Consider the following 7156-nt stretch of genomic DNA (forward strand, 5'->3'; position numbering starts at 1 on the left):
AGGGCGGGGAGGTCGGCGATGCACGGCTCGGCGACGGTCGGCTGGCTGCTGGCGGCGCTCTGCGCGCTCACCGCGACCGCCTGCCTGCTGCGGGCCCGGGGAGCTGCCGGCATGCCCCGGCGGACCGCCGTCGGTGAGGCTGTGATGGGGCTCGGCATGGCGGCGATGGCGCTGCCGGGCGGCGTCGCGCCCGCCGTGCCCGCCGCGGTTTTCGTGGTGCTCTTCAGCGGCCTGGCCGGGTGGGAGCTGACGCCGCTCCGGGAGCTGCGGCAGGCGCGGCACGCCGCCGCGCACCTCGTCCATCACCTCGTGGGCTGTGGGGGAATGGTGTACATGGCGCTCACGATGGCCGGGGTGCACGGGGGCGCCGTGCCGCCGCACGCGCCGACGGGCTCCACCGTGGCCGGGTCACCGCTGCTGACGGGAGCGCTGCTGGCGTACTTCGCGGTGTACGTGCTGTTGACCGGGTCCCGGCTGCTGCCCGCGGCGGCGACGGCGGGCGGGCACGCGGGAGCGGCCTCGGGCTGTGGCCGCACGGTCCTGGACCTTCCCGCCCTGGCGACGGCCTGCCGACTGGCAATGGGGACGGGCATGTTCGCGATGCTGCTCACCCTGTGAGGCATGCGTCACTCTGTACCGGCGGGCGTACCGCCGCGTAGCCGCGAGCTCATAGTGTGTCGCTCATGATGGTCCCGCTGGCACTGCTCGTCCTTGCCGGGCTGGCCGCTGCCGTGGCACCGCGGGTGCTGACCGGCTCGTCCTGGCCGGACCGCGAGCCGGTGATCGGACTGTGGGTGTGGCAGTGCGTGGTCGCCGCCGTGCTGCTGTGCTGCCTGCTCGCCATGGCGCTGTCCGCGGCAGCGGCCTGGGAGGTCGTACGGACGCACGTCTTCGCCCCCGCCCCGAGCGGCGTCGAAGCGGCCTACGGACTGGGCTCGTACAGGCCATGGGCCGGATCACTCGCCGTGCTGCTGGCCTGCGGCGGCGCGTGGACCGGTGCGATGCTGCTGCGCGAGGTGCACGAGGCGCGGATGCGGCGCCGGCAGCGGCACGCGGAACTGCGCACGCGGGCGCCCCGGCTGCCCGGCGAGGAACCCGCCGGCGGTGACCCGCTGGTCGTACTCGAAGGCGCGAAACCGGACGCCTGGTGGCTGCCCGGCAGCGCACCACAACTGGTGATCACCACGGCCGCGCTGCGCCGGCTCAAGGGCCGGCAGCTGGACGCGGTCCTGGAACACGAGCAGGGGCATGCGCGGGCCCGGCACGACTGGCTGCTGCACTGTTCGTCGGCACTCGCCGTGGGCTTCCCCCGGGTGCCGGTCTTCGCGGCGTTCCGCGACCAGGTGCACGGGCTGGTCGAGATGGCGGCGGACGACGCCGCCTCCCGGCGCTTCGGACGGCTGACCATCGCCCTGGCGCTGGTCGAACTCAACGAGGACAGCGGGGTGTTCGGACCGTGCCCGACGCCGCTGGCCCAAGTCCCGCACCGTGTGCACCGCCTGCTGGCCGCGGCGCCGCGTCTGCCCGTGAGCCGCCGGGTGCGGATGACGGCGGCGGCGGCCCTGGTGCCGGTCGTGCCGCTGCTGGTGGCTTTCGTGCCGGGACTCTCCGCGCTGCGATAGCTGCGGACGTGTCCGGTGCGTGAAGATCGACCCATGTACGGCATCCCGCGCGCCCTATCCCCTCCCCCGAACTCCCCGCCACCCGCAGCCCCCTGGCTACGGACGGCGCTCGCCCTCGGCGCCTGCGCGGTAGTTCTCATCGTGCTGGTCGCGCTGGGCTGGCGGCCCTTGCTGAGGGTGGACGCGGAGGTGGCCGACTGGCTGCACGCCCGGGCGCTGACGCAGCCGGCCTGGACCCAGACGAACCGGGTCTTCTCCGACTGGGTGTGGGACCCGCTGACCATGCGGGTGCTGATCGCGGTGGCGGCCGTGTGGATGTGGCTGCGCGGGGAGGCCCTGGTTGCCCTGTGGTGCGTGGCGACGGTCGTCGTCGGCGTGGGCGTTCAGCAGGGCCTCAAGGTTGTCATCGACCGGGACCGGCCCCGGTGGCAGCAGCCGGTCGACACCGCGCACTACGCCGCGATGCCGTCGGGGCACGCGATGACGACGGCCCTCACGTGCGTACTCCTGCTGTGGCTGGTGCGCCGGTCCCGTGCGGGAAGGGCGGTGCGGGGTCTGGTGCTGGTGCTGGGCTGTGTCTCGGTCGCCGGCGTCTCCTTCACCAGGATCGCGCTGGGTGTGCACTGGCTGACGGACACGCTCACCGGGGCGCTGCTGGGGGTGGCACTGGCGGCGGCGGCCGCCGGCCTCTGGACCACCCTGCCGCGCGGGGGGACCCGGACAGTGCCTACGGAGTGATCACGTCCGTGTGGATGGCGAGCTTGAGCTGTGCGTGCGTGAGAGCAGTGGCGATCTTCGTGTCGCCCGTTCCGCGTGCGGAGATCTTGAGACCGATCGGCGTGCCCGGGTGGACGAAGAACTGCCACATGTATGCCTTGTACTGGCCGCCGCCGGTCACCGCCGCGTCAGTGGTCGCCGTCGAGTCGTAGCCGTCACCGAGCGGGTCGCGTACGAACCGGGCGCGATACTCGTGCGGTTCGGCGTCCTTCTCCCAGTGAACCATCGCGGAGACCAGGCCCCAGCCCTCGTGGCTGGGGTAGATGAGCCCGGAACGCGGGTCCGGAAACGTGGCGGGATGCCCGCCGCCATTGGCGGGGTCGTGCATTCTCCAGGGGTCGGAGGACTCCCCTTCGTAAGGAAAACGGACCAAATGGTATCCGTCGTCGTCGTACGTCACGCGTTGAGCGCCGGATTCGGAGTGCTGGGCGTCCCAGATGAGCGACACAACTGCGAGCGACATGCGCTCTCCCTCGTGAGCCGGCTCCAACCGCCGTGCGACGGGAACCGCGGTACGGCGGGGCGGAATTATCATTCTAGTGATGAATCCGACAAGCAACAATAAGGCTTGCCCCGGGTGTTCACAGGTTCGGGACCACTGTGAACGAGAGAGGGCCCCGTCTGCTCCCCGGCGGAGCAGCAGGGCCCTGAAATGAACCGGTACTCACCGCTGAGTACCGCTGAGCACCGGTATTGGGCGATCCCCCGCGTCGCCCAATACCGGCAGTCGCACCGGGCGCCGCCTGGTCGGGGGCGCGCGTCCGAAGACATGCTGAGTATATTGGCTGCGAGCCAGTCAACGTAGGAGCTACAGCATGTCCCCTCGGAGCGCATCGGTCAATGAAGAGTTGCGCCGACGCTCACGCGAACGCCTGCTGCAGGCGACCGTCGACCTGGTCGGTGAGCGCGGCTACGAGGCGACGACCTTGGGTGACATCGCCGACCGGGCCGGCTCGGCGCGCGGGCTGATCTCGTACTACTTCCCGGGGAAGCGACAGCTCTTCCAGTCCGCCGTGCACCGGCTCATGCACCTCACGCTCGAAGCGGCGCTGGAGCGCGCTCCGGTGCCGCAGGGCCCGGATGCCGGGAAGGAATCGCTGGCCCGGGCGATCGACGCGATCCTCGGACTCGCACGCGACCAGCCGGTGCTGATGCGAGCCCACATGGCGGGGATCCTTCAGCAGGAGGGGTTCGTCCAGTGCCCCGAGCAGCAGCGGCTCGCGACGCTGCTGCACGACACGGTCGCCCGCTACGGCTCGGCCGACCCGGACGCCGACTATCCACTGCTGCGCGCGCTGCTGATGGGCGCGGTGGTCGCGGTGCTGCTGCCCGGGGCGCCGATGCCGATATCCCGGCTGCGCGCCGAGCTGTTCGGGCGGTACGGGCTGGAGTGGCGGCTGGGCAGCCCACCGCCGGGAACACCACCCGGCACCACCCCCGGCACGGCTTGGCGCCAATCCGTACAGCAGTCGTGCGAACATACTCTCTGAACTGCGCGGACGTCGCGGGTGGGGTCGTTGTCAGTGGCCGGGTACAGACTGAGCCACATCGGACAACGACGTCCCGGAGGCGGTGTGCGGCATGACAGACGTACTACTCGCGGTAGGCACCAGAAAAGGGCTCTTCCTCGCCCGGAGAGCGGTCGGCGCCCGAGCGTCGGCGGGCTGGGAGTTCGGCGGCCCGCACTTCAACGCCCAGGCGGTCTATTCCGTCGCCTTCGACACCCGGCGCGCCGCCGGACCCAGGATGCTCGTCGGCGGTGACAGCGCGCACTGGGGACCGTCGGTCTTCCACTCCGACGATCTGGGTGCGACCTGGACGGAGCCCTCGGAGCCCGCGCTGAGGTTCCCGCAGGAGACCGGGAGTTCACTGGAGCGGGTCTGGCAGCTCCAGCCCGGCGGCGCGGACGAGCCGGACGTGGTCTACGCGGGGACCGAACCCGGCGCACTTTTCCGCTCGGCGGACGGCGGACAGAGCTTCGAGCTGGTGCGGGAACTGTGGGAGCACCCCACCCGGAAGGACTGGGTGCCCGGCGGCGGCGGTCTCGGGCTGCACACCATCCTGGTCGACCCGCGTGACGCCCGTATGGTGACGGTGGCCGTCTCCACCGGGGGCGCGTACCGCACCGCCGACGCGGGCCGGAGCTGGGAGCCCTGCAACCGCGGGGTGCAGGCGTCGTTCCTGCCGGAGAGCCAGCGCTTCCCGGCGTACGGGCAGTGCGTGCACAAGGTGGCACGGGACGCGGTGGACCCGGACCGGCTCTACCTCCAGAACCACTGGGGGGTCTATCGCAGCGACGACGCCGGGACGAGCTGGTCCTCCATCGGCGACAGCCTGCCCTCGGACTTCGGCTTTCCCGTGGTGAGCCATCCCCGGCGCGGCGGCGTGGCATACGTCTTCCCGCTCAACGCCGACTCCGACCGGGTTCCGGCGGAGCGCCGTTGCCGGGTGCACCGCACGGACGATGCAGGGGAGAGCTGGCAGGAGCTGGGTGCCGGGCTGCCGGAGAGCGCGCACTATGGTCCGGTGCTGCGCGACGCGATGTGCGCGGACACCGCCGACCCGGCGGGCATCTATTTCGGTAATCGCAACGGCGAGGTCTTCGCCAGCGCTGACGACGGGGACAGCTGGCAGCAGTTGGCGGGGCATCTGCCGGACGTGCTCTGCGTGCGGGCGGCGGTGATCGACTGAAGGCCGGCCGAAGGAGAGGGAGCGGGTGGAGCGCCGTCAGGGAGCCAGTAGAGTGACCGTCCGTGGCTGCACGACCGTTGAACGAAATCGTCGAACCGGGCTGGGCGAAGGCGCTGGAGCCCGTCGCTGAACGGATCGCCTTCATGGGCGAGTTCCTGCGCGCGGAGATCGCGGCGGGCAGAACGTACCTCCCGTCGGGGGCACATGTCCTGCGTGCCTTCCAGCAGCCCTTCGACGAGGTGCGCGTCCTCATCGTCGGCCAGGACCCGTACCCCACTCCCGGTCATGCCGTGGGGCTGTCCTTCTCGGTCGCGCCCGACGTGCGACCGCTGCCCGGCAGCCTGGAGAACATCTTCCGTGAGCTGCACAGTGATCTCGGACTCCCCCGGCCCTCGAACGGCGACCTGACGCCATGGACCCGGCAGGGCGTGCTGCTGCTCAACAGGGCACTGACCACGGCGCCGCGCAAGCCCGCGGCGCACCGGGGCAAGGGCTGGGAGGAGGTCACCGAGCAGGCCATCCGCGCGCTCGCCGCACGCGGACGGCCGATGGTCTCGGTGCTGTGGGGGCGTGATGCGCGCAATCTGCGCCCGCTGCTGGGCGGGCTGCCCGTGGTCGAGTCCTCGCACCCCTCCCCCATGTCCGCGGACCGCGGGTTCTTCGGCTCGCGGCCGTTCAGCCGCGTGAACGACCTGCTGGCCCAGCAGGGCGCCGACCCGGTGGACTGGCGGCTGCCTTGACGGAGAGCGGCGCGGAGTGGGTACTGGGCGTCGACTCCGGTGGATCGGGGCTGCGGATCACGCTGGCCGCCATGCGCCACGGCAGCGCTCCGGCGGCGGTGGGCACGGTCTCCTCGGCGGACCCGGTGCGTACGGGCCTCCAGGGCATCGACGCGGCCCACCTGCTCGCTCAACTGCTGCCCGCCGCCCGGGGCCTGCTCACCGACGCGGGGGCGCACGAGCGGCGTCTGCGTGCCGTGTGCGTGGGTGCGGCCGGGATGGCCACCCTGGGCGGCGCGCTGCGCGCGGAGCTGCCCGGGGCGCTGGCCCGGGAGTTCGGCGTCCGGCACCTCGCGCTGGCCGCCGACGCGGTGACCGCCTACGCCGGGGCACTGGGTGAATCGCCGGGCGCGGTGGTCGCGGGCGGTACCGGAGTGATCGCCATGGGAACGGATCTGCGGTCCTGGCGGCGGGCCGACGGCTGGGGCCACCTGCTGGGCGACTGCGGCAGCGGGGCCTGGATCGGACGGGCCGGGCTGGCGGCGGCGATGCGCGCGTACGACGGCCGTGAGGGCGGCTCGGCGGCGCTGCGGGAGCGTGCTGAGGCCGTCTTTGGCGCACCGCTGAGCGGACTCCCCGGCCGGCTCTACCCGCGTACCGACCGGCCCGCCGTGCTGGCCTCCTTCGCGCCCGAGGTCGCCCGGTGCGCCGAGGAGGATCCTGTCGCGCGGGAGGTGCTGCGCGAGGCCGCGTCCGAGATCGCCGCCGCTGCCGCCGCGGTCTGCCCCGCCACGGGCCCCGCCGGGAAGAAGGCCACCGTCGCCCTCACCGGTGGGCTCTTCCGCATCGGCGCACCGCTCCTCGGACCGCTGGAGGCGGAATTGGCGGCCCGGCTGCCGCACGCACGGACGGTGGAGCCGGGCGGCGATCCGCTGGATGGTGCGCTGCTCATCGCCGCCCGGCTCGCGGAGGGTGCGCTGACGTTGCCCAGCGACCCGGTCCTGTTGTTTCTCGGTTGAGGAAACCGCCAAAGATCTCCGGGCGACGCGCGGTGCGAAAGGGATATATTCACCCACTCTCCCCCGCCCGAACAGCCAAGCCCATCAAGGCATTAACATGCGGGCGCATGAGCTCCCCCACTGGGCCGGAGAATGGCCTGCCTGTACGAATGCCGCGTCCACGTCAGCCCGGACGGCACCGCCGGCCGGAGCCCGTCGTCGCCCCCGAGAACGCCCCCGCACTGGTACTCGCCGTCCCGGGAACCCCCTCCCGCGGCGTCCGCAGCCTCGCCGAGGAGACCCTGAGCATCGCCCGCTCGGAATTGCCGGGTCTGGACGCGCGCATCGG

At 72.3% G+C, this 7156-nt stretch carries 8 protein-coding genes and 1 pseudogene; 8 read left to right on the plus strand and 1 reads right to left on the minus strand.

Translation table 11 applies throughout. The features are described from left to right. The 3 genes from ACRDP3_RS17400 to ACRDP3_RS17410 all read left to right on the plus strand — a co-directional run. A partial coding sequence (locus tag ACRDP3_RS17400; protein WP_431517874.1) for a DUF5134 domain-containing protein occupies window positions 1-618 on the plus strand: 618 nt, incomplete at its 5' end. A gap of 65 nt (window positions 619-683) precedes the next feature. Continuing rightward, a complete protein-coding gene (locus tag ACRDP3_RS17405; protein ID WP_431517875.1) occupies window positions 684-1622 on the plus strand; it encodes a M56 family metallopeptidase in 939 nt (312 codons plus the stop codon). 33 nt (window positions 1623-1655) lie between these two features. After that, window positions 1656-2360: a phosphatase PAP2 family protein gene (locus tag ACRDP3_RS17410; protein ID WP_431517876.1), complete on the plus strand. Its 705-nt coding sequence runs from the start codon at window positions 1656-1658 to the stop codon at window positions 2358-2360. On the opposite strand, the gene ACRDP3_RS17415 is transcribed toward ACRDP3_RS17410, so the two are convergent. Next, entirely contained in the window at window positions 2350-2862 is a 513-nt protein-coding gene (locus tag ACRDP3_RS17415) for a hypothetical protein (protein ID WP_431517877.1), read from the minus strand. The two genes, ACRDP3_RS17410 and ACRDP3_RS17415, sit on opposite strands and share 11 nt — an antisense overlap. 352 nt (window positions 2863-3214) lie before the next feature. On the opposite strand from ACRDP3_RS17415, the gene ACRDP3_RS17420 reads away from it, so the two are divergent. The 5 genes and pseudogenes from ACRDP3_RS17420 to ACRDP3_RS17440 form a co-directional block, all read left to right on the plus strand. Next, on the plus strand, window positions 3215-3889 hold the full coding sequence (locus tag ACRDP3_RS17420) for a TetR/AcrR family transcriptional regulator (RefSeq protein WP_431517878.1): 675 nt from the start codon (window positions 3215-3217) through the stop codon (window positions 3887-3889). A gap of 91 nt (window positions 3890-3980) precedes the next feature. Beyond that, window positions 3981-5090, plus strand: a complete 1110-nt coding sequence (locus tag ACRDP3_RS17425; protein WP_431517879.1) for a WD40/YVTN/BNR-like repeat-containing protein — start codon at window positions 3981-3983, stop codon at window positions 5088-5090. A gap of 62 nt (window positions 5091-5152) precedes the next feature. Further along, entirely contained in the window at window positions 5153-5830 is a 678-nt protein-coding gene (locus ACRDP3_RS17430; protein ID WP_431517880.1) for a uracil-DNA glycosylase, read from the plus strand. Continuing rightward, window positions 5827-6828, plus strand: coding sequence for an N-acetylglucosamine kinase (locus tag ACRDP3_RS17435; RefSeq protein ID WP_431517881.1), 1002 nt, complete (start codon window positions 5827-5829; stop codon window positions 6826-6828). Before ACRDP3_RS17430 ends, ACRDP3_RS17435 begins: the two co-directional genes overlap by 4 nt. Before the next feature lie 107 nt (window positions 6829-6935). Then, window positions 6936-7156, plus strand: a pseudogene (locus ACRDP3_RS17440) (hypothetical protein); the annotation flags it as partial.

The sequence above is a fragment of the Streptomyces sp. genome (assembly GCF_050698815.1).
In the GTDB taxonomy this organism is placed as follows: domain Bacteria; phylum Actinomycetota; class Actinomycetes; order Streptomycetales; family Streptomycetaceae; genus Streptomyces.